This window comes from Acutalibacter intestini, from assembly GCF_034334985.1.
GTDB lineage: Bacteria > Bacillota > Clostridia > Oscillospirales > Acutalibacteraceae > Acutalibacter > Acutalibacter intestini.
Window position 1 is genome coordinate 1 of record NZ_JAWXXL010000019.1, and the last position, 20,105, is coordinate 20,105.

Here is a 20,105-nt window from a genome sequence, read left to right on the forward strand (position 1 = left end):
TTTCTTCAAATTGTTTCCGACTGATGTCACTTGGATAGCTTTTCCTCACCTGTCTTCCCCCCTCATCCCCTCTATTTTATCACTGGACCGGATGGTTGGCTAGATACTAAACAGGTTCTGAGAATCGTCGTTTTCTGTTAGCGGCTACGCCGGTACTTTATGTGTGACCGCATTCGCTTCAAAGCGGAAACTTTTCCGGAACCAGATACAGCTACCTCTGAAAACAACAGTCTTGGCTCTTGGACACAAGGCCGGCAATGCCCTCATTGACCGTGACCGATATCCCCATAGGCAGCGCGGATATGGACCGCTCGACTCTCGAATTTGCAGCGATGAAAAAACATGGTGACAGCACAAAAAATCCTGTAAGGATAAGCGATATTCTGATTTGCTTTCTATTTTTTTTGCCGCACCATGAAGTGTGAGATTTGAATTAAATATTATCATGTGATTGGAATGGTTAATGATGAAACACTCTCTGTCCTCCCTGCTGGGCATTATGCTCTGCATTCTGATTTTTTCTGCCTGCGGTTCTTCTGTGGATGAACCTGGCTCATCCCTTCTGGAAAACGCTTCGCCCTCACCCTCTGCGTCCGCTTCGCCCTCACCGACGGCTAAGCCTACCACCAAGCCCACTGCCAAACCCACTGCCAGTCCTACCGTAAAGCCCACAGCTGCGCCTGATCCTACCACGGCACCAACGATTGAGCCCACGCCGAAGCCTACTTCAGTTTCAACTCCGGCGCCAACGCCTGTTCCTACTCCCGAACCTACGCCTGCTCCTACTCCCGAACCCACGCCGGAGCCTACTCCAGTACCGCCCAGCCCCTATGACTATGTAGGTGTGGATATCAATACTTTTTACAGTGTGTTCGGCTATCCCAACGATTCGGCCTACGGTCCTAGTTGTATGGGGGACGGAGAAGATGGCCTATTGTACTACAGCGGCTACGTAGTGGTTACATACCGGGATTCAGACGGCAATGAGACTGTCCTGAGCGTCGGATAAGCTCCATAGCCTTCCGTTCTCCCGGGTTTCTCTTTGCATTTTTGCCGGTATGCTTTCATATTGTACCGACTGCTGCCAAATCTGAGGTTGAAAAATGCCCTGCTCACCCTGGCAAGCGTGGTCTTCTATGCCTTTGGTGAGCCGGTCATGCCTTTGGGCATAATCTTGCCCTGCCCGGTATTGCTCTGCCAGTGGGGATCTCCTTCTTCACCGTTCAGGGACTGTCATATGTTATCGACTATCGGGACGAAATCCTTGTCAGCCGCGATTTACTGACGCTTGCCTTGTACATTTCCTTTTTCCCACAGCTTATCGAAGGAAGGATTCTCAGGGGACATCCAGGTGATTTTCCCCAACGGCGGCCGCTGGCTGGCAGCCCGAGTCTGATATGAATTTTCCCAGTTACCGCAGTTCAAAAAAGCTTCTCTTTTTTTTGAACCGGTGCCCCACAAAAGCAGCCCATGGAGACAGAAGCATTAGATTTCTGTCTCCATGGGCTGTATCATTTGCATATTTTACCCTTTACGAAAGGAATTGTGCCAGGCCTCTTTCCTCTCTATCTAAGAGCATACGATCAGTAAGGAAGTGCGTTTACCGCCTCTTTTGAGCCTCGTTAACCATAAAATGTCCGCGTCAGGAGGAGCGAAGATCTTCGGGTACATGGGTTTTCAGATATTCCACCCAGGCCGCGCAGGCCTTGCTTGTTACATGGATGCCCATGTCATAGTTGTCCGAACAGAAGTCTGCCCGCAGCGCGCCGCTGGAGTCCTTCAGCGCAGATCCGACATCAATATAATACCATTTACGCTTTGCGCAGAGCTTCTTAATCCGCTCGTTGAACTGATTGATTCTGTTGTTGCTATAGCCATATTTGGAAACCAGGTAGCTATTGTTTGTCATTGGTGTTACAGACTGCATTATGATGTTGACGTTGGGATTCTTTTTCAAGATATTGTCCACCATACGCTCCGTACGCTCCATGGTATAGTCAACCGGATATGTAAGCCCGTTCATGCCCAGCATGATGTAAACATTTTTCGCGCCGCAAGCCTTTACATTGTCCTCCAGCAGACGCTTAACCCCTTTGTATTTGGGGTGCAGAGAGGTAGAGGACACAGGGAGCAGCGCATTTATGGCATTGAAGCTTACCGAACAGAGCATGGTAGCTTTGCCAAGAGCTTTTGTGGAATTCTGGTAATTCTCCAGACCTACGGAGACAGAGTCCCCAATAAATGCGGCGTTGTCAAACCAGCTGGCCGGCACCGGGGCGCTGGCTGGCACCGGCGTACCGAAAACATAGTCCACATTGGCGTACAGATTAAGGTACGCATCCTTTTTAGTTGAGACCAGCTCCGCCCCATCAGGAATTTCGTTTTGGGCGGCATCCAGGAAGCGGCACACCATGGTAGCCGACTCCTGGTTGCTGATGCTCTTCTTGGGCATAAACTTCCCAGTATTATCGCCGTTTATCACGCCGGCCATCTGGCCTGCGGTCACAGAGCTCCTGGCATATTTGCTAATTTTGGATGAATCCTTAAAGAGGGAAGCGTTCTTCTTCTTTACCAGAGAAATACGGTCGGCCCTTGCCATGCGCACCAGAAACTCTGCGCACTGCTCCCGGGTCACCGGCATTGAGGGGCCAAATTTTCCGCCGCCCAGTCCGCTTGTAACGCCGCTGTCCACAGCCCACATGACCGCGTCAAAACCGTTGCTGTCATCGGCGACATCAGTAAATTTGGAGCTGGTCTGCTGGTTTTCTTCCCCGCCGAGGACCAGGTGCAGCTCATACAGCATCTTTACAAACTCCAGGCGGGTGGTGTTTACCGTGGGATGAAAGGTGCTGTTCTCTCCATACATCCCCATATCGTACAGCGTTTTAATATACTGATAAGCCCATGAGCTTTCCGGGACTTCCATAAAGAAAAGCTTTTGATTGAATTCGTCAATATAAGCGTCGGGTTCGGTAGAAATCATTTCTTCCCCGCTTATGGGGTCTTTCACAGCAGCACCATACAGCCGGTGCACCAGTGTTGCGGCCTCTTCATTTGTAATGGTGCCGTTGGGGTCAAATGTTCCTTGCCCTTTCCCGCTCAAAAGCTTCGCCATCTGGCAGGCCATAACAGAGCTTCTGGCAAACGCGGATATGTTTGCCGCATCCCTAAACATGGTCATATCTGCGGCTTTCGGCAAGGATATGCCGCAGGCATGGGCCATGCGGATGACAAAAACAGCGCCTTCTTGGCGGGACAGTACCCTGTCGCATCCGAATTCCGTATCGTTAATGCCCTCGCTCACGCTATTCTCTGCGGCCCACATGACAGCATCATATCCCTCGCTGCCCGGGAGCACATCCGTAAACCTGGGTTCATCCGTTTCCGTGTCCGAGGTCTGGGAGCCGACTTCCCCGTCCCCTTGTTCTCCACATATGGAAAGGTGGCATTTGTACAGCATATTGACAAAGTCCAGGCGGGTGCAGCCCTCTCCGGGACCAAAATAGGTCTTGGAAGGAATGATTCCCAAATCAAAAAGAGCGCGGATACTGGCATAGCTCCATCTGTTCTCGGCAACGTCCGAATAGAATGGCGCGGGTTCCGTGTCCGGCGTGGGTTCTGTGTCCGGCGTAGGTTCCGTGTCCGGCGTGGGTTCCGTGTCCGGGACGGCATCGGGACTCTGGTCTTCGACCGAAACATCCTCTTCAGCGAATCTGTCGCTCACCTGGTCCGCCCCGGCTTGGCCCAGTTCCGTGGCATAAACTTCGGGGACATATACCAGGCACAGCACCAGCACAAGTAATGCCGCAAGGCATTTTTTCATGAATACCATTACTCTCATCCTATTCCATCCCTTTTCTATCTCCTGTAACTCCAAAGACTCCGTATACTTTTTGCTTTTGCGGACTATCGGTACAGGTTATTAAGATTGCCGTTCTATTATATAGCATCATGGTAGAAGTTGTCAATAGATGTTTCTAATGAGGGAGTGTGCAAACGCAGAGTTAAGGAACCACGGATTAAATCTGCAAGCAAGTTGTGTGCCAAGCCGTCAGGCGCGATTTAATCCCTTAAGGCAATACCGCACAATTCTAAGTACCGTATTGCGCAGTCAGATTTTTCGTCAGAGTGTACACGATTGACAAGCGAAAGTTGTGCGCTATGACGGAAAATGTGCAAGCAAGACGGTACTTAGAATTGTGCGGTATTGCCCTATGTTTTTCTCCTGTTAACCTATTTGAGGGGATTCAAATGGACTGAGATCATGTTGCGTATCACAATGTTGAATAAATTATAGTAATAAAAAAACGCATGGTAGGCGTACCTCGTAAAGCGGAACGAGAAACGCCTCCGGCACTCCCACGTATAGGAATATCGAAGGGCTTATCATCGTCTGAAAATGCGTTTTTTGGCTAGAGTCGGTTCTGTTATAAACGGTCCCATCACATTGCTGCTCATGTACAGGCATTATCTATATCTTGTGATAATGATCCAGAATTTCCTTCATAGAAATGCTTTGCAGGCTGATCTGCAAATCGTCACGAATACCGGCATATGCGGCATCCAAAACGCTGTGGATACTTTTCCCCACTGGACAGAGAGAAGACGGTGTAGCATGGATGCCGATTAACTTATCCAGAAAATCCGGCTCCAGCGCACTGCATATGCGGTAAAGCGTGATGTCCTCCAACGGACAGCTGAGGGTTGTGCCGCCTGTGCCGAATTTGACAGAGAGGATCCCCTCTTTTTTCAGCCCGCTGATTATATTCCGAATCGTAACAGGATTGCTCCCGGTGGAAAGCGAGAGCCGGTTGCTTGTGACCTTTTGGGTTTCTCCGTATTCACTGATAAAGATAAGGCAATGGATCGCGATAGAGCATTTTGTGCTGATATGCATAGCAACACGCCTCCTTTTTTGTCCGTGCGTCTATTTTACCATAAATCTGCTTGGAGTTTTCCGCTACTTTACGAAGCAAAGGCGGCGCTTGCAGAGCCGGGGGAAACTCCGAATGTCTGCTTTGCAGACATTATAGCACGAAAAAACCATGCTGTAAAGCTTGACACGACACCTCTTTGCATATATATATAGAGGTGTAATATAAAAAACTACAGGAGGCGTGTTATGAAACTGCTGCAAATCGTTTTCAGCCCCACAGGAGGGACACAGAAGGTCGCCGACATTCTCACAGAAAAATGGACAGACGAAGTGGCCCACGTTGATTTGTGCAATGCAAATTTCAATGATCCAGGCATCGCCATAGGACCGGAAGATATTGCGCTTATCGCGGTGCCGTCTTATGGTGGGCGGGTTCCAGAACTTGCAACGCAGCGCCTTGGAACTGTCAAAGGAAACGGCGCAAGGTGCGTCATTGTTTGCGTGTACGGGAACCGAGCCTATGAAGATACCCTCGCTGAGCTAAAAGATGTAGCGGAGAATTGCGGCTTTCAGACAGTTGCCGCCGTTTCGGCTGTGGCAGAGCACTCCATTCTGCACCAGTACGCCGCTGGTAGGCCCGATGCAAAGGACAAAGAGGAATTGCAAGGGTTTGCAAAAACGATTTTTGAAAAAATGGCGGGGAATCAGATGCAAACCTCTGAACTTCAGGTGCCGGGCAACCGTCCCTATAAAAAGGCTGGCGGAGCCGGACTGGTGCCAAAGGCTGACAAAGGATGTGTAAGCTGCGGCCTTTGCGCCAAAAACTGTCCCGCCCAGGCGATCGACCCCGGCAACCTCAAAACGGCGGACAGCAAGAAGTGCATTGCATGTATGCGCTGCGTTGTGAAATGCCCGAAATCCGCCCGAAAAGTAAACGGTGCAATGGTTTCTGTTGCGGCGCTGGCAATTAAGAAAGCTTGCAGCGAGAGAAAGAACAATGAGCTTTTCCTTTAATTCTCGACAGGCGAAAGCAGCAAAACAAGGGATCGATGTAGTATAAAGCAAATAAGAAAATGAGTAAAGGAATGGCAATCTGCAATCAAAAAGGCGGGGTCGGCAAGACCATCACCACCGTAAACTGCGGCGTGGGCCTGGCCCGCCGGGGCAAGCGCGACCTGCTGGTGGACGTAGACGCACAGGGCTCTTTAACCGCCAGCCTGGGCTAGGAATGCGCTCCATTAACGCCCTGTTTGCGGCAAATGAAATCCTAATACCTATGCGGCCCCATTCCCTTTCGCTGAAAGGCATGGAGCAGCTCATGAGGGACATCGGCAGGGTCAAGCGGCAGATTAATCCAGGCGTGGCAATCCACGCGCTTTTTGTGTTGGTATATTCTCACATCACCCCTATATTATTTTGCATTTCAGGGATGAACATAAAAACGAAACGCAATTTTATCTTTTATTTGTATTTAAGGCAACACCGCACCATTCTAAGCACCGTATTGCGCAGTCAAATTTTTCGTCAGAGGGTACAGATTGAGCGCCGTCCATCTCACAAGCTGTGCGCTATGACGGAAAATGTGCAAGCAATACGGTGCTTAGAATGGTGCGGTGTTGCCATAATAACCTTGATAGTATTCCAAGCCCATGATATGCCCAGTAACGGGAAACCAGAAATGCAGCATGATCGCTGCCTATACCTATTTTTTCATAATTTTGCACTGCTCCTTTCTGTTATCCCTTAATGCCCGCTGAAATAACCGACTCCTTTATTTGCCTTTGGAATATCAGGGTCAGCGGAATCACCGGGAAGATCGTCATTAATGCAATCCCCATGGATACGTTGGTTTTTGTGGAAGGATTGATGGATATGCTGTAGAGCGCCAGGTTGATCGTCCACAGATTGGTTCTGTTGGCGGCGCTTAAATACCAGAAGAAATCGTTCCACGCGGAAACAATTACATTCAGCACCAGCATCGCTGTAATTGAGCGTGACAGCGGCATACAGATCTTCAGGAATATGTACGGCTGAGTGGCTCCGTCCATTTTTGCGGCATCCAGCAGATCCTGGGGCAGACGGTCAAAGAAGCCTTTAAACAAAAAAATGTAAAATGCCGACGGATACAGATATGGCAGAAGCATGGCGGCGTAGTTATTCATTGCACCTATATTCTTCATCATAACCATCTGTGGCAGAAGAATACAAATAAACGGTATCATCATGGTGACAAGAAAGAACATCATAAGCCATTTTGACATACGGCGGCTGAAGAGCCTTGAAAGAGCATAGGCGCTAGTGGAACAGAGCGTGATTTGAGTAAGTACAGCCCAGCCCATAACCAGCAGGGTGTTAAAGACAAAGGCAAAGAGACTATATCTTGAGATGACCGGAACCGTAGAATACATATACTTTGGTATTTCAAAGTAATACATAAACGCCTCCAGCATCAGCAGCGGACTGTTGTGAACAGAAATACTGCTAAGTTTCCCATCCAGCCAGTTTCCCTTATCCCGATTTATAAGGTTACTGGCCATTAGCTGCGCAAGCTCTGCATGTCCCACAGCAGTGGTCGGGGCTTTGTCCAGACCGCCGCGGTCGAACTTCCATGGAACCGTTGCCAAGGCCTTCGCATACCTTTCACCGCCGGTCAAAGTTTCTCTGTCGAAGCGCACCAGCCCCATATAGGCTCCATAGTCCAGCTGTATGCGTAGCCGCATATTGTGCTGGCGCTGATAATAGATCGTTTTATCGTCTAGGACGCCGAAAATCTTATACTCTCCGATGGCCTCGCCGTCCATTTCCGCGCTGCCGGAATACATGGCGAATAGGGCGTCCCTCTGAATCGTGTCAAGAAGAGTTTCGTCATCCAGTTCCTTAAATCCGGTATATCCCAGTACAATTTCCATCGTTTTTGCACATTCGGGCACAAGAGCCGATGGGTCCCGGTTCAGCGCCGTATTGTCCCGCATCGCATAGCTTGCTATCATAAACAGGGGAAAAAGTATCATCCCCATAAATACAACTGTTACAACATACGCTAGAACCGTCAGCGGACGCGTCCGGCGCTTTGATTTTGGTATCATTGGTATCCTCCTATTCTCTCTCGGATTGGTCCAGCTTCAATTGAATGGCAGTGATAATCGCTACCACTATCAAAAGCGTAAACCCTGCCGCCGCAGACTTGCCATAGTTCATCTGCTCTGTCATAAGACGGTTTGCATAAAGTGCCACAGAGGTTGACGCGCCGTTTGGGCCGCCGTTGGTGTACTGCAGCGGCTGGTCAAGTATCTGCATGGCAGCGATAACCCCAAGAATCATCTGTATCCCTATGAGAAAACGGATATTTGGCAAAGTTACATGCCATAGCCGCCTAAGTCCTGAACAGCCGTCAATGTCTGCCGCTTCATAGATATCGCGACCCACCCCCATAATAGCCGAGAGGTACATCAGCACCGAAAAGCCACCGCCCAGCACGCCGGGCAGAATGATACAGAGCTTTGCAAGAGCTGGGTCTGAAAACCAAGTTTGGGACTCTTGGCCAAAAAGGGCCGCAAACGCATTGGCCAGTCCCATATTGGGACTGAATATCCATTTCCAAATTATCACGTTTACCGAGAGAGGGATTACCGTGGAAATAAGGTATAGTGTGGTAAAAATTCCTCTTCCCCTGTGTACTTCTGAAAGAAACAAAGCCTGAATAATAGGGATAAAGAAAGTAATCGCAAGAGATAATCCCGTGAAAACTAAGGTGTTTTTCCAGGCCGACCAAAAATCCGGATTTTGAAAGAGGGATATGTAATTATCAAAGCCCACAAAATCTCCAGGCGGAGACGCCATATCGTAGTTGTGCAGAGATATCCAGAAAGCCTGGAACATGGTGTAGTATCGGAAAATAAAAGTAAATACCAGACCTGGCAGAACAAACAGCCAGGCGGAAAGCAGGGTTTTGTCGGTCCGCCGCTCAGGCTTCGGCCCTTTGCAAATGGTTTCATATCATCTCACTCCTTATGGCAACACCGCACCATTCTAAGCACCGTCTTGCTTGTACATTTTCCGTGATAGAGCACAGCTTTCGCTTGTCAATGGTGAGATGGACGGCGCTCAATCTGTACCCTCTGACGAAAAATCTGACTGCGCAATACGGTACTTTGAATTGTGCGGTATTGCCCTTATAAAAACCGGGGAGGGCTTTACAGCTCCTCCCCGATTTCTGCCATCACTTTTCCGTGTTCGAAATATCTCGGTTAAAGGAATCTACAGCCTCCTTCTGTGCCAGCTCCTGCTGTTCGGCAAATATGGCCTTCACATTTACATCAGGATCCAGTACAGTCTTCTGCACGGCAGTATCCACGTAACTGCCGACTATTCCCTTGCCATAAAACTCCAGACGCGCATAGGGCAGGCTGGCATCCACTGCTGCCTGGAACCCGGGGTCAATCTTTCCTATGCTGGTATCAACATCCAAGCGTATCTGTATGGTTGGAGAGGCGCTGCCCATCTCAGCACCGTCCTTCAGCACCCACTCGACCTCTTCCTTGCTACAGTCAAAGGTCAGCCAAGTCCAGGCCGCTTCGGCGGTTTTATCATCCACATTGGAGAATATAAACCCACACTGTCCTCCCAGCTGGGTTACCTTTTTCCCGCTGGGGCCAACGGGCAGCTCTGCCATACCGATATCCTCAGCCTTCATGCCCCATCCTGTAAACTGGTTCACACCGTCGCTGCCTATCAAAGTCATGGCCGCGTGGCCGTTTGCAAATTCCTTCTGCATGTTCTCATAATTCAGAGTGAGGTCGGGCTGGATGGCTCCGCTGCCTATCAGCTGGCGATAAAAGTCCACTGCGGTCTCAACAGCAGGGTCATCGAAGGTCAGGCTGGAGGGTACCGTCCTCATTCTCCTTTGTTAGGTCGCCACCGGCCTACCATACAAAGTACTCAAACCACCACTCTGTCCACTGGGATACCAGAAGGTTAGTGCCCCACTGCTGTTTCTCAGGAATGGTAAGGGATTTGGCAGTTTCAAGATACTCCTCCCATGTGGCCGGAGGATTCTTTATTCCAGACTCTTCAAACAGTTTCTTATTATAAAAGAGATTCATTGTGTAGCAATACGAGGGGAGAGCAAACTGCTTGCCGCCATACTTGAAGTTGTTCAGGGCGTCTTCGCTGATATTTTTAAGATCTTCCCATTTCTCAATAAAAGGCCCCAAGTCCATAGCCATTCCCGCATAGGCGTATTTCGCCATATCGGGCTGGCCCACCTCGCCGAAATCCGGATTTGTGCCGGAGGCAAAGGCTGTGGCTAACTGCGACAGCTGGTCGTCAGTAACCATAACGTTTTCCAGTTTGATATGAGGATACTTTTCCCTAAAGCGCTCTTCCTTACGGATGTTGTGGTCACTCTGCATGGCCGAGGTAACCCAGTGCGTCAGTACAATCTTCTCAGGCTCCCCTGTTTCAGAGTTCTCTGCGGCGCTGGATTCAGAGCTTTCGCGAGTGGATGCCTGGGACGAGCTGCTGCCTGGGCCGCTGCAGGCTGCCATGGACACAGTCAGCACAGCCGCCAGCAGCGCGCCTACGATTCTCTTTTTACCCATTGATGTTTTCCCCTTTCGGTGTTATATCGTCCTTCCGACATGAATATTGTAACACTCCTGTGTTAAATCTAAAAGGGCCTTAACTATACCATAAGCTCCAATATTATACCTGGTTTTTGCCGTGCAAAAACCGTCATGCGTCTTAATTCGACGATTTGCCCTGTTTTTTTACAACTTTCATGATTCATTGCTTAATTCGCACAAATTGCTTTTGATACGCGGCGAGCTGTGCTATAATACACACAATACATGCGGATGGGAGAAAAAACTTGGAGCTAAAGATGAAAAACGTAACCCTTTTTACCAAGGCAGCAGCCTCCTTGCGCCAGATCAATATATTCAAACGGCTAATGATGGCCTTTGTAGTGGTTATTTTCCTTCCGATGGCCATCTTCGGTGGATTCTCCGTTAAAAATCTTGCGGCGCAAAACAATGACGGTGCAGTAAGTTCAGCCCGGGCCCGGCTGCGAAATGTGGACTCTGCTCTCTCGGAACGGCTGCGCAGCATTAACGATATCTCTTATAAACTCTACCAGGACAGAAATCTTCACCATTTGCTTTGCGAGGATTACCGCGGTGATATGAAGTGGTTAAGAGATCCAATTGACCTAAAAAGAGCTAACGAAATATGCGACAAGTGCCGGTGGTACATTGTAAATGACATATAATGAACAGGAGGTGGCTATGGACACACTGCAAATCACGTATAAAATTCTCTACAGCCTAGAGCATAAAGAAAAGGCGGACTACATGGGGGCGCTGGTCGGCCCCGAAAAACTGGGTGTGCCAAAAGGAAAATGGCTGGACGTGATCCACCTTCTGATGGAAGAAAGATACATCGCCGGGGTGGCGATTCAAAGAGATATCGTAGGCGGCTGGATGGTGGATATCAAAAATATTCATATTACATTAAAGGGCGCGGAATACTTAAGGGACAACAGCGCTATGCGGAAATTTTCAAGGATTTCCACGGATGTAATCAGCATCATAAAGCCATGAAGATGGACGAAAAAACCATAAAAGCCATTGAAACCATCATCCGGCGGGGAAACGACGCAAAGGTCCGAAGAAAAGGCCGGGGCTATGTGGTGGTGGAGATAAAAGAAACAATTGCATACAGCCCCCCGCCAATTGGGGCGGGGGAAGGGCAATAGGAGCCAACTACCGAGGGAAACTTCGGTGGTTGGCTCTTTGTTTCCAACAAATCCTAAGGGGTCAGGCGCCTGCCTGGCTCTTTTTTCTGTGATAGGAGATATTCCCAAAGGCGCCCTGCCTTTCAGCATCCACGGAATTATACTATCAATGTTTCATGGTCTTGCACATTTTTCCTTGACATTCATCCGAAAACAGACTATAATAAAAATCGTCCGATTTCATATTAATTTTCATGGGGGCTATCTATGGAACAGCCACATCCTACCCGACTTCTGGCAGACTACAACTCTATTTTGCTGGACAGCCAATGCATCTATCGAACCGCTTCCCGCCGCCTTGGCGTGCCAGAGGCCACCCTGTGGATTCTCTATTCCCTTCGCACCGAGGAGCCCCCGGTAACCCAGACCCTTCTCTGTCACCTAAATTACCAGTCTAAGCAGACCATTAACTCAGCCCTAAAAAATCTGGAAGCCAGCGGAGCCATCCGCCTCTCTCCTGGCAAAGACCGCCGCACCCGCCAAATCTTCCTAACCCAGCAGGGGCTGGCCCTGGCAGCCCGCACCGCAGACCGGGTCATCGCTGCCGAGGAAGCCGCCCTGGCGGAACTCTCACCAGAAGAACAACAGGCAATGATTCAGACACAGCAAAAATTTAACCAGCTTCTCAGACAGAAGCTGGAGAAAAATACTATGGAGGAGCCATGAAAAAAGAAGCAATCCAACTTTCCGACCATTTTACTTACCAAAAACTGCTGCGTTTTGCCCTTTCCCCTATCCTAATGATGGTTTTTACCTCCATCTACGGTGTGGTAGACGGGCTATTCGTCTCCAACTTTGTGGGCAAAGTGCCCTTTGCGGCCATTAATCTTATTATGCCCTTCACCATGATTTTAGGCGGGCTGGGCTTTATGATCGGCACCGGCGGCAGCGCCCTGGTGGCAAAGACTCTGGGCGAGGGCGACCGGGAAAGCGCCAACCGCTACTTTACCATGATGGTGTGCTTTACCCTTATTGTAGGCGTAGCAGTGTCTATTATCGGTATTGCCGTGATGCGGCCCGTATCCCTGCTGCTGGGGGCCACCCCGGCCATGCTGGAGGACTGCGTGGTCTACGGACGTATTGTCATTGGGTTTACCACGGCTTTTATGCTGCAAAATGTGTTCCAAACCTTTCTTTCCACTGCTGAAAAGCCCAAGCTGGGCCTGGTGTACACGGTGGCGGCAGGGGTTACCAACATGATCCTAGACGCCCTTTTCATTGCCGGACTCCGCTGGGGTGTGGCTGGGGCGGCACTGGCCACAGGCATCAGCCAGTGCGTGGGCGGCGTGCTCCCTCTTTTATACTTCCTGCGGCCCAATACCAGTCTGCTGCGGCTAAGAAAAACCCGCCTGCAAAGCCGTATTCTGCTAAAGGCCTGTGTCAACGGCTCTTCCGAGCTGATGTCCAATATCTCCGGTTCTTTGGTGGGCATGCTATACAATTTTCAGCTGCTCCGCTTTGCCGGAGAGGACGGGGTGGCCGTGTACGGGGTGCTGATGTACATCTCCTTTATCTTTGTGGCCATCTTTATTGGCTACACTGTGGCCAGCACGCCGGTGGTGGGGTACCACCACGGGGCGGGGAACCATGGTGAGCTGAAAAGCCTTTTGAAGAAAAGCGTGACCCTTATGCTGATCTTCGGCGTGGCCATGATGGCCCTGGCCTGGGTGTTGGCCCGGCCTTTGGCCCTAGTTTTTGTGGGCTATGACAAGGAGCTGGTAGAAATGACCGTACATGCCTTTGGGATATTCGCTTTCTCCTTTGTGCTGGCGGGATTCAATATCTTTGCCTCTTCATTCTTCACGGCACTGAATAACGGGGCCGTTTCGGCGCTAATCTCCTTTTTGCGGTCTTTGGTGTTCCAAATTCTCGCCGTGCTGGCTCTGCCCATTCTATTTAAATTAGACGGCATTTGGTGGTCCATTGCTGTGGCGGATGTGGCCGCCTGTGCGATCTCGGTCGTTTTCTTGTTTGCCAAGCGGAAACGGTATCATTATTGATTTCTCCTCCACATGCTATACTTGTCTTAAAGGCAATACCGCACAATTCTAAGTACCGTATTGCGCAGTCAGATTTTTCTTCAGAGTGTACAGATTGACAAGCGAAAGCTGTGCGCTATCACGGAAAATCTGCAAGCAAGACGGTGCTTAAGGCGCCAGCCGCGAATGGTGCGGGGGTGCCTTAAACAATCTTTCCCGCAAGCGGTCCGTAACTGTGAACAGGAGCGGCTAACGGCTTGCTTTGCAGAGAGCGACCTATGCACACGGATAGCGCCAAAGCCAAAGAACCGATGAAGCCATGCAGGAACTTGGTATAGCTTTACAAAAAGGGCCTTGCACTTCCGTGAAATTCGCATTATAATAGACAAAACCCTTGAAAGGAGTCTTACTTTTATGGAATACACCAAACATATCCTCTGGTCGCCAGAGGAATACGCCTATCCCCTAGCGGCAGGCTTTACGCCTTTTCTTACAAGCTACATTCATCCCAAAGGCGCGGCCCGTCCGGCCATGCTGGTGGTGCCTGGCGGCGGCTACTGCTTTGTAGCCCCCTCTGAGGGCGGTCCCGTGGCCGCGGAATTCTACCACGCGGGCTACAACGCCTTTGTTCTTACCTACACTGTGAACCCCATGAGTACCCATCCCCTGGGGCTTCAGCCCCTGCGGGACATTTCCCGGGCGGTGCGGTTCATCCGCAAAAATAGTGAATCCTTCTCTATCGACAAGGACCGGCTGGCCATTTGCGGCTTTTCCGCCGGGGGCCACCTGTGTGCCAGCCTTTGTGTACATTATAATGACATTGCCGACCCGGACCCAGCCACCGGCTCCTTTTCCAACCGCCCGGATGCGGCTATTCTTAGCTATCCGGTGATCGCCTCCCCCTACAGTGCCGGCAAGCTGGCCCATGAAGGCTCCTTCATCGCTCTGCTGGGCGCGGATGCTTCGGCAGATCAGCTAGACTATATGTCTCTGGAAAAGCACGTTACCCCAGACACCCCGCCCTGCTTTTTGTGGCAAACCGCAGAGGACGATTGCGTGCCTGTGGAAAACAGCTATCTCTTTGCCCAGGCCTGCAAGGCTGCGGGGGTGCCTTTTGCCCACCATGTATTTACCAGCGGCCAGCACGGGCTGGCTTTGGCGGACGACGCATGGCTGCGGGATGACTACGGCCCCCGCTACACCCTGGAGCCCCTGGAAAAGCTGCGGGAGAAAGTGCGGGCTAAAGAGGTGGCGGGGGTGTCCCCCGATGCTATGGAGGGGTGGTTTGCCCCGCCCGGCGAGCCCGACCCTTCGGCAAAGGCCAAGCAGGAGAGAGACTGCTCCATTGTCCGGGTGTGGCCCAAGCTGGCAGAGGCTTGGCTGGAGAGTGTCCTATAACAAATCTGGGTTGGCTGTTCTCCCGCGGGGGAACGGCCAACTATCTTTTTCCCCACAGGCACGGAAGGACAGACGGGAAGAAGGTCATCCTTTGTGTGATACGGGCAAGGGCCCACAGCCACCAGTCAGTGCGGGAACACCCGCCCTGGACCTTCTTCTGGTTTTGCGTTCCTTCTTTTAAAAAATTCTTCTCCCTCCCTGCAACCATTTCCTGCCCTCCTCCGCCTAATGGTTGTAAGACGTTTTACAGTGATTCTATTTGCGAAAGGTGGGATGACCCATGCCGGATTCTACAGAAAAACTGGTGCGCCGGGCCCAGGCGGGCGATAAGCAGGCGTTTATCCGCCTGATGGAGGCCCACAAGCACGCCCTGACCCGAGCGGCCATGGCCATTCTCCACAACCAGGAGGACGTGGCCGACGCGGTGGCCGAAACCGTGATGGAGGCTTTTAGTAAACTGTACACCCTGCGTCAGCCCAAATACTTTAAGACCTGGCTGACGCGGATTCTCATCTATAACAGCTATGACATTCTCCGGCAGAACCGGCGGCTGGTGTCTTTCGACCAGCTGCCCGAGGATAGCCATAACCCCGACCAAAGCTTGGACCGGTCCCTAGACGTGCGGGAAAGCCTGAACGCCCTGGCCGAAAACGACCGCTTGGTGCTGACCCTATACTATATAGACGGGTTCAAGGTGAAGGAGATTGCCGGAATCATGGGCGTGAAGGAGAGCGCGGTCAAGTCCCGGCTTATGCGTAGCCGGGAGCGGCTGCAAAAAATTTATTTAGAGAGGGAGGAGAAAACCTGTGAAGCGAAATGAGTATGAAATGATGGTACGGGCCCAGCTGGAGTTGGACCATATCCCCCAAGTAGTAGAGAACCGCCTGCGCCAGGTATACGCCGAGCTGCCTGAACAAGGGGCGGGAAGCAAATATCCCTTTGTCATGCCTCCTTGGCTGAAACGGACCTGCGCCACTGCGGCCAGCCTAATGGTGGTCTGTGGGGCGCTGCTGGGGCTCAACGGAGTAAACCCGGCCCTGGCCGAGAGCCTGCCTTTTGTAGGCGGGGTGTTCGAGAGCTTCAACCGGGGCGTGAGCGGCAACAACCTGTGGCAGACCCAGGCGGGCCTGGCCGATTACGCAGTGTCCGCCGAAAACAGCGTCCAGGTGCCCGCCGGGGGCCTGGGGCAGAAGCCCTTCACCATCAGCGTGGACCAGGTGTACTACGACGGCGTGTACGTCTACGCCGGACTGGTGATGGACCTGGACGCCGGGTCCACCATCTACACCAACACCTGGGGAGACTACTATAACGTGCTGATCAACGGCGAACCCCAGCTCTCTTTGGACACGGAAAACGGCGGCCACAAGACTGCCCCGGGCTTTACCGAGACTGTGGCTTACGGCTGGTGGCAGCAGGTGGAGAACGGCAAGTACATCTCCCAGCAGGGCTTCCGGGTGCCGGAGAAGTACCAGGACCAGGACAGCCTGGAGATCACCCTATGCTGCCAGGGGGTGGAAGAGTACCTCAGCGACCCAGAAACCGAGGGCAAGTACATCGGCACCCAGCAGCTGAACAACACCCCCTACCAGCTCTCCTTTACGGTGGAGAAGAACCAGGCCCAGGTGCGCCGGATAGAGGGCGAACTGGAGCAGAACGGCATCACCTTCGTCTCTGCGGAGGCCGGTCCGGCGGGCTCTACCTTCGTCTTTGACGTGGCGGGCCAGTATGACAATCCCGTCCGGATCCTCCGCTTCGACGACGGTCGGGAGCTGGGCGTGGCCGGGGCAGGCCATACCGAAGAGCTGGAAAACGGCGGTGAGCGCCAGACCTGGATGATGGGAGGCATTCAGCCCGGGGAGACCCGCAAGGTGGTGCTGGGCATTTTCGACAAAAACGACACCCAGGACTGGCTGGCGGTGTTCCTCATCGACTTTGAGAACGGCACGGTGGAGGCCGGGTCCGTGGAGGACATTAAACCCACACCCTGTGCAAGCTACGTCTGCGGAGTAGAGGCGGTGGAAAGCCTGCGTGAGGGCTGGCTGGTAGCCGATTTCAACTATAACGTGGGGAAAAACAGTCTATTCGTGCTGACCCCGGAGGAGTACCGGGACCTGAAGGTAGAGGTGTGGCAGGACGGGCGGCTGGTGGACAGCGCCGAGACCAGGCGGGACGAGTTCCACTGGGAAGAGGGTTCCACCTTCTACTCGGAGTACACCCAGCAGCCCGACGGCAGCTGGACCGAGACCTATCTCAATGATCTGCCTCTCAACAGGTATTTCCTAACCTTTAAAGAGCTGTGGGACCTTAACGAGGACCGCCCGGCCACGGTGAAGATTATCGACCGTGCCACTGGCGAAACCCTGGTAGAGCAGTTCATGCAGTGGAACCAGCCCAACACCAGCGACCCGGCGGTGACCATCCACCATCGGCGCAACGAGCAGGTGGACAGCATCGTGGATGAGACAGGAGACGGCGCGGTGAGCTCTCAGGCGGAGTAAAATGGAACCGTGACGTAAGAAAGCGTTTTTATAATACAAAGGCCGGCGCGGCATTAAACTGCGCCGGCCTTTGTATTCCCTCTTGTCTTGGAAGTTTAGAATTGCCCGGCACTCCCTCAAAATCAAAGGCGCAATGATGTTATACACCCTCTTAATCCTTTCAATGATCACCCGTTTCCGCCGCTTTACCTCCCACCCCAGGGTTTCCCAACATACCGGATATTCATAGCCATTCTTTATTGACCTTTCGCTGGATGTTCCCGTTCTCTCCCCTCTTGCAAAATGCCCTGTTTTGTGCTATGCTTTTTCCCAAAGGGAGGGGTTCCATGGACTCAATTCATGTAGAAATGCTGGGCGGCTTCACCATCCGTCGGGGCAGCGCTGCGGTGGGCGACAGTACCAGCCACTCGAAAAAAGTCTGGCTGCTGCTGGCTTATCTCATCTGCGCTAAGGGCCGCACCGTGCCTTTAGCCGAGCTGGAAAAACTGCTTTGGCAGGGTACTGTGCGGTCCAGTAACCCGGCCAATGCTATTAAGACCGTATTTTTTCGCGCCAAAAGCTGCCTGGACTCGCTTTATGAGGGCGCCGGACGCCAGCTGGTCCTTCGCCAAGGGGAAGGCTATGCCTGGAACCCCCACATTCCCCTGGTCCTGGACGTAGACCGCTTTTCCTCCCTGTGCACCCCCGGCTCTCAGCAGCCCCAGGCTGGGCTGGAGGCCGCCGCCCTGTTCACAGGGGGATTTCTCCCCAGGCTGCGGGAAAACGCCTGGGTCAAAGAAAGAGCCGACGCCCTACTATCACAATATTTAGATACCGTGGACAAAGCGCTTCCCCCTTTAGAAGCCGCAGGACGCTGGCAGGAGGTGGACCGCCTATGCGCCGCCGCCCTAAAAGAATCGCCCCTAGACCAAGATTTGGCCTGCCGCCGCATGGCCGCCCTGATGAAACTAAAGGAGCCAGCTGCCGCCAGTCGGCTCTATGAAGCCATGAGCCAGCTGCTTATGCGTACTCTGGGCACATTGCCTGGCCCCCAGGCCCAGGCCCTTTATCGAAAAGCCGCCAGCCGGGTCAATAACCAGACCGTGCCCCCGGCAGGCATTATTGAGCAGCTCAGGGAAGCCGCTCGTCCCGGAGCCTTTTGCTGTGAATACGACGTATTCCGAGCCCTATACCAGCTACAAGCCCGGGACTCTGCCCGCAGCGGAGAAGAGGCCTGCCTGGCGGTGCTCACGATTAGCGGCAAAAGCAGCCAGAGTCTTGGCCGCCGCAGCCTGGACCTGGTGATGGACAACCTGCGCCAGATGATCCCTCCCTTACTGCGCCAGGGGGACGCTATGGCCCAGTGCAGTGTTTGCCAATACGTGCTGCTGCTGCCCAGAGCCAGCTTTGAAAATAGCCAAACAGTATGCCGCCGGATATGCAGGGCCTTTTCCCGGCAATACCCACACTCTCCGGCAAAAATCCAGGCCGTGGTCTCTCCGCTTGCCCCAGATTAGGGCTTGTTTGAAAATAGAGGAAATGACGAATTTTGGGCCAGAAGGGGACAATTTCAAGGAGAAAAACCGCTGTAGTTAGCTGCGCTAACTACGTCACTCTCGCGATTGACGAGGATTTTCGACGGAGAAAGTGGCCTCTTCTGGCAAAAAAGACGGCGTTTTCGATTTTTCAAACAACCCCTAGAGGTTCCCCTCAAAATAATGTGCCGTGGTCACATGGCGAAATCCCAGCCCCAGGGCGGTTTGGTGGATTTCTCCCTCATTAAAGAAGTACATGCTGCGGGCATTTTGACCCTTTGCATGGTTTAACGCGGCCACTAGAAGAGCCTTTTCCGTCTGGGGCGTTCCCTGGGGGGAGAGGTCAATGCCAAAAATCTCCAGGTCCGGCCGCTGGCCCCGGTTGCAGTAAGTATAGTACAGCACGCCCTGGCACACCTCCTGCTCTACACAAGCGAACAGTTCCCAGTTCTCCATAGCCTTCGCGATCCGTTCGCTGGTCCAATACATATCTCTTTCGAACAGCCGGTGGACCTGCTGAAACAGGGAAAAGTCCTTTGGGCCCACCTGTACCACCTGTTTCTGGGCGGGACGCGGGGCGTAGTTCTCAAACAAAAGCACGTCTACATTTTCTTGGGACGCCTCCTGCTGGCCCCGTCCGGTCAGATAGGCTATGGCTTCCCGGTTTTCTTCCGGCAAGTATAGGTGCCAGCGATATCCAGGGTGCCTCTTCGCCCAATAGGCCAGCAGCTCACCCAAAAGCCGGCTGTAATTTTTCCCCGCCAAAATGCTGTGGGGGCCAATGTATTGCTCCTCTTCCAGCCAATAGTAGTGCGCCCATCCCAGGGGAACACCCTCTTGCTCATACACCAGCAGCTCCTCTCCTGGACGGTCAAGCCCCCGCCGGGCCTTGGCTAGAAAATCTTCTTTGGTCTTAACCCCGTCTGTGTACACCGGAAACGCCGAGCCCCTCAGGTCCATGGCCTGCCGGTAGGCCAGCTCTCCGATCCGCTGAAGCTCTTGGGGCTTCATCTTTCTTAGCAAAACAACTTCCTCCTTCACGCA

Annotated in this window: 20 protein-coding genes; 13 read left to right on the top strand and 7 right to left on the bottom strand. The window is 52.3% G+C overall.

All coding sequences use genetic code 11. The features are described 5' to 3' along the window. The first annotated feature begins 463 nt into the window (after positions 1-463). The gene (locus U8U68_RS13460) at positions 464-1,009 is read left to right on the top strand and encodes a hypothetical protein (RefSeq protein WP_322201613.1); all 546 of its coding nucleotides are present in this window, start codon (positions 464-466) and stop codon (positions 1,007-1,009) included. A gap of 633 nt (positions 1,010-1,642) precedes the next feature. Here U8U68_RS13460 and U8U68_RS13465 read toward each other — a convergent pair. Together U8U68_RS13465 and U8U68_RS13470 are read right to left on the bottom strand one after the other, a co-directional pair. Beyond that, positions 1,643-3,832, bottom strand: coding sequence for an S-layer homology domain-containing protein (locus U8U68_RS13465; protein ID WP_322201615.1), 2,190 nt, complete (start codon positions 3,830-3,832; stop codon positions 1,643-1,645). A gap of 639 nt (positions 3,833-4,471) precedes the next feature. Further along, positions 4,472-4,897 (bottom strand): RrF2 family transcriptional regulator, encoded by a 426-nt coding sequence (locus tag U8U68_RS13470; protein WP_322201617.1) that lies wholly within the window; start codon positions 4,895-4,897, stop codon positions 4,472-4,474. Between the two features lie 225 nt (positions 4,898-5,122). Between U8U68_RS13470 and U8U68_RS13475 the strand changes: the two genes are divergently transcribed. From U8U68_RS13475 to U8U68_RS22425, 3 genes are all read left to right on the top strand, one after another. Next, positions 5,123-5,890 carry a 4Fe-4S dicluster domain-containing protein gene (locus U8U68_RS13475; RefSeq protein WP_322201619.1) on the top strand — a complete coding sequence of 256 codons (768 nt, stop codon included), beginning with the start codon at positions 5,123-5,125 and terminating at the stop codon, positions 5,888-5,890. Between the two features lie 71 nt (positions 5,891-5,961). Further along, a complete protein-coding gene (locus U8U68_RS22420) occupies positions 5,962-6,102 on the top strand; it encodes a ParA family protein (protein WP_367575828.1) in 141 nt (46 codons plus the stop codon). Between the two features lie 2 nt (positions 6,103-6,104). After that, complete coding sequence (locus U8U68_RS22425) at positions 6,105-6,623, top strand: ParA family protein (RefSeq protein ID WP_367575829.1); 519 nt, start codon at positions 6,105-6,107, stop codon at positions 6,621-6,623. Here the strand turns inward: U8U68_RS22425 and U8U68_RS13485 are convergent. From U8U68_RS13485 to U8U68_RS13500, 4 genes are all read right to left on the bottom strand, one after another. Beyond that, positions 6,613-7,962, bottom strand: coding sequence for a carbohydrate ABC transporter permease (locus U8U68_RS13485; RefSeq protein WP_322201621.1), 1,350 nt, complete (start codon positions 7,960-7,962; stop codon positions 6,613-6,615). The genes U8U68_RS22425 and U8U68_RS13485 overlap by 11 nt on opposite strands. Before the next feature lie 10 nt (positions 7,963-7,972). Further along, complete coding sequence (locus tag U8U68_RS13490) at positions 7,973-8,692, bottom strand: carbohydrate ABC transporter permease (RefSeq protein WP_322201623.1); 720 nt, start codon at positions 8,690-8,692, stop codon at positions 7,973-7,975. A gap of 403 nt (positions 8,693-9,095) precedes the next feature. Next, the gene (locus U8U68_RS13495; RefSeq protein ID WP_322201625.1) at positions 9,096-9,773 is read right to left on the bottom strand and encodes a type 2 periplasmic-binding domain-containing protein; all 678 of its coding nucleotides are present in this window, start codon (positions 9,771-9,773) and stop codon (positions 9,096-9,098) included. Between the two features lie 25 nt (positions 9,774-9,798). After that, positions 9,799-10,476: an ABC transporter substrate-binding protein gene (locus tag U8U68_RS13500; RefSeq protein ID WP_322201627.1), complete on the bottom strand. Its 678-nt coding sequence runs from the start codon at positions 10,474-10,476 to the stop codon at positions 9,799-9,801. A gap of 281 nt (positions 10,477-10,757) precedes the next feature. Here U8U68_RS13500 and U8U68_RS13505 point away from each other — a divergent pair, with 281 nt between their 5' ends. From U8U68_RS13505 to U8U68_RS13545, 9 genes are all read left to right on the top strand, one after another. Then, positions 10,758-11,144, top strand: coding sequence for a hypothetical protein (locus U8U68_RS13505; RefSeq protein ID WP_322201630.1), 387 nt, complete (start codon positions 10,758-10,760; stop codon positions 11,142-11,144). 16 nt (positions 11,145-11,160) lie between these two features. After that, positions 11,161-11,475, top strand: a complete 315-nt coding sequence (locus U8U68_RS13510; RefSeq protein WP_322201632.1) for a YjcQ family protein — start codon at positions 11,161-11,163, stop codon at positions 11,473-11,475. Further along, complete coding sequence (locus U8U68_RS13515; protein ID WP_322201634.1) at positions 11,472-11,630, top strand: hypothetical protein; 159 nt, start codon at positions 11,472-11,474, stop codon at positions 11,628-11,630. Before U8U68_RS13510 ends, U8U68_RS13515 begins: the two co-directional genes overlap by 4 nt. A 246-nt stretch (positions 11,631-11,876) precedes the next feature. Further along, the gene (locus U8U68_RS13520) at positions 11,877-12,335 is read left to right on the top strand and encodes a MarR family winged helix-turn-helix transcriptional regulator (protein WP_322201636.1); all 459 of its coding nucleotides are present in this window, start codon (positions 11,877-11,879) and stop codon (positions 12,333-12,335) included. Then, positions 12,332-13,669: an MATE family efflux transporter gene (locus tag U8U68_RS13525; protein ID WP_322201639.1), complete on the top strand. Its 1,338-nt coding sequence runs from the start codon at positions 12,332-12,334 to the stop codon at positions 13,667-13,669. Before U8U68_RS13520 ends, U8U68_RS13525 begins: the two co-directional genes overlap by 4 nt. 393 nt (positions 13,670-14,062) lie before the next feature. Then, the gene (locus U8U68_RS13530; protein WP_322201641.1) at positions 14,063-15,046 is read left to right on the top strand and encodes an alpha/beta hydrolase; all 984 of its coding nucleotides are present in this window, start codon (positions 14,063-14,065) and stop codon (positions 15,044-15,046) included. 280 nt (positions 15,047-15,326) lie between these two features. Further along, complete coding sequence (locus U8U68_RS13535; protein ID WP_322201643.1) at positions 15,327-15,866, top strand: RNA polymerase sigma factor; 540 nt, start codon at positions 15,327-15,329, stop codon at positions 15,864-15,866. Further along, positions 15,853-17,547 carry a hypothetical protein gene (locus tag U8U68_RS13540; RefSeq protein ID WP_322201645.1) on the top strand — a complete coding sequence of 565 codons (1,695 nt, stop codon included), beginning with the start codon at positions 15,853-15,855 and terminating at the stop codon, positions 17,545-17,547. The genes U8U68_RS13535 and U8U68_RS13540 overlap by 14 nt, the downstream gene beginning before the upstream one ends. Positions 17,548-17,873: 326 nt before the next feature. Then, positions 17,874-19,043, top strand: a complete 1,170-nt coding sequence (locus tag U8U68_RS13545) for an AfsR/SARP family transcriptional regulator (RefSeq protein ID WP_322201647.1) — start codon at positions 17,874-17,876, stop codon at positions 19,041-19,043. 180 nt (positions 19,044-19,223) lie between these two features. On the opposite strand, the gene U8U68_RS13550 is transcribed toward U8U68_RS13545, so the two are convergent. Then, positions 19,224-20,084, bottom strand: a complete 861-nt coding sequence (locus U8U68_RS13550; protein ID WP_322201649.1) for a hypothetical protein — start codon at positions 20,082-20,084, stop codon at positions 19,224-19,226. Between the last annotated feature and the right edge of the window lie 21 nt (positions 20,085-20,105).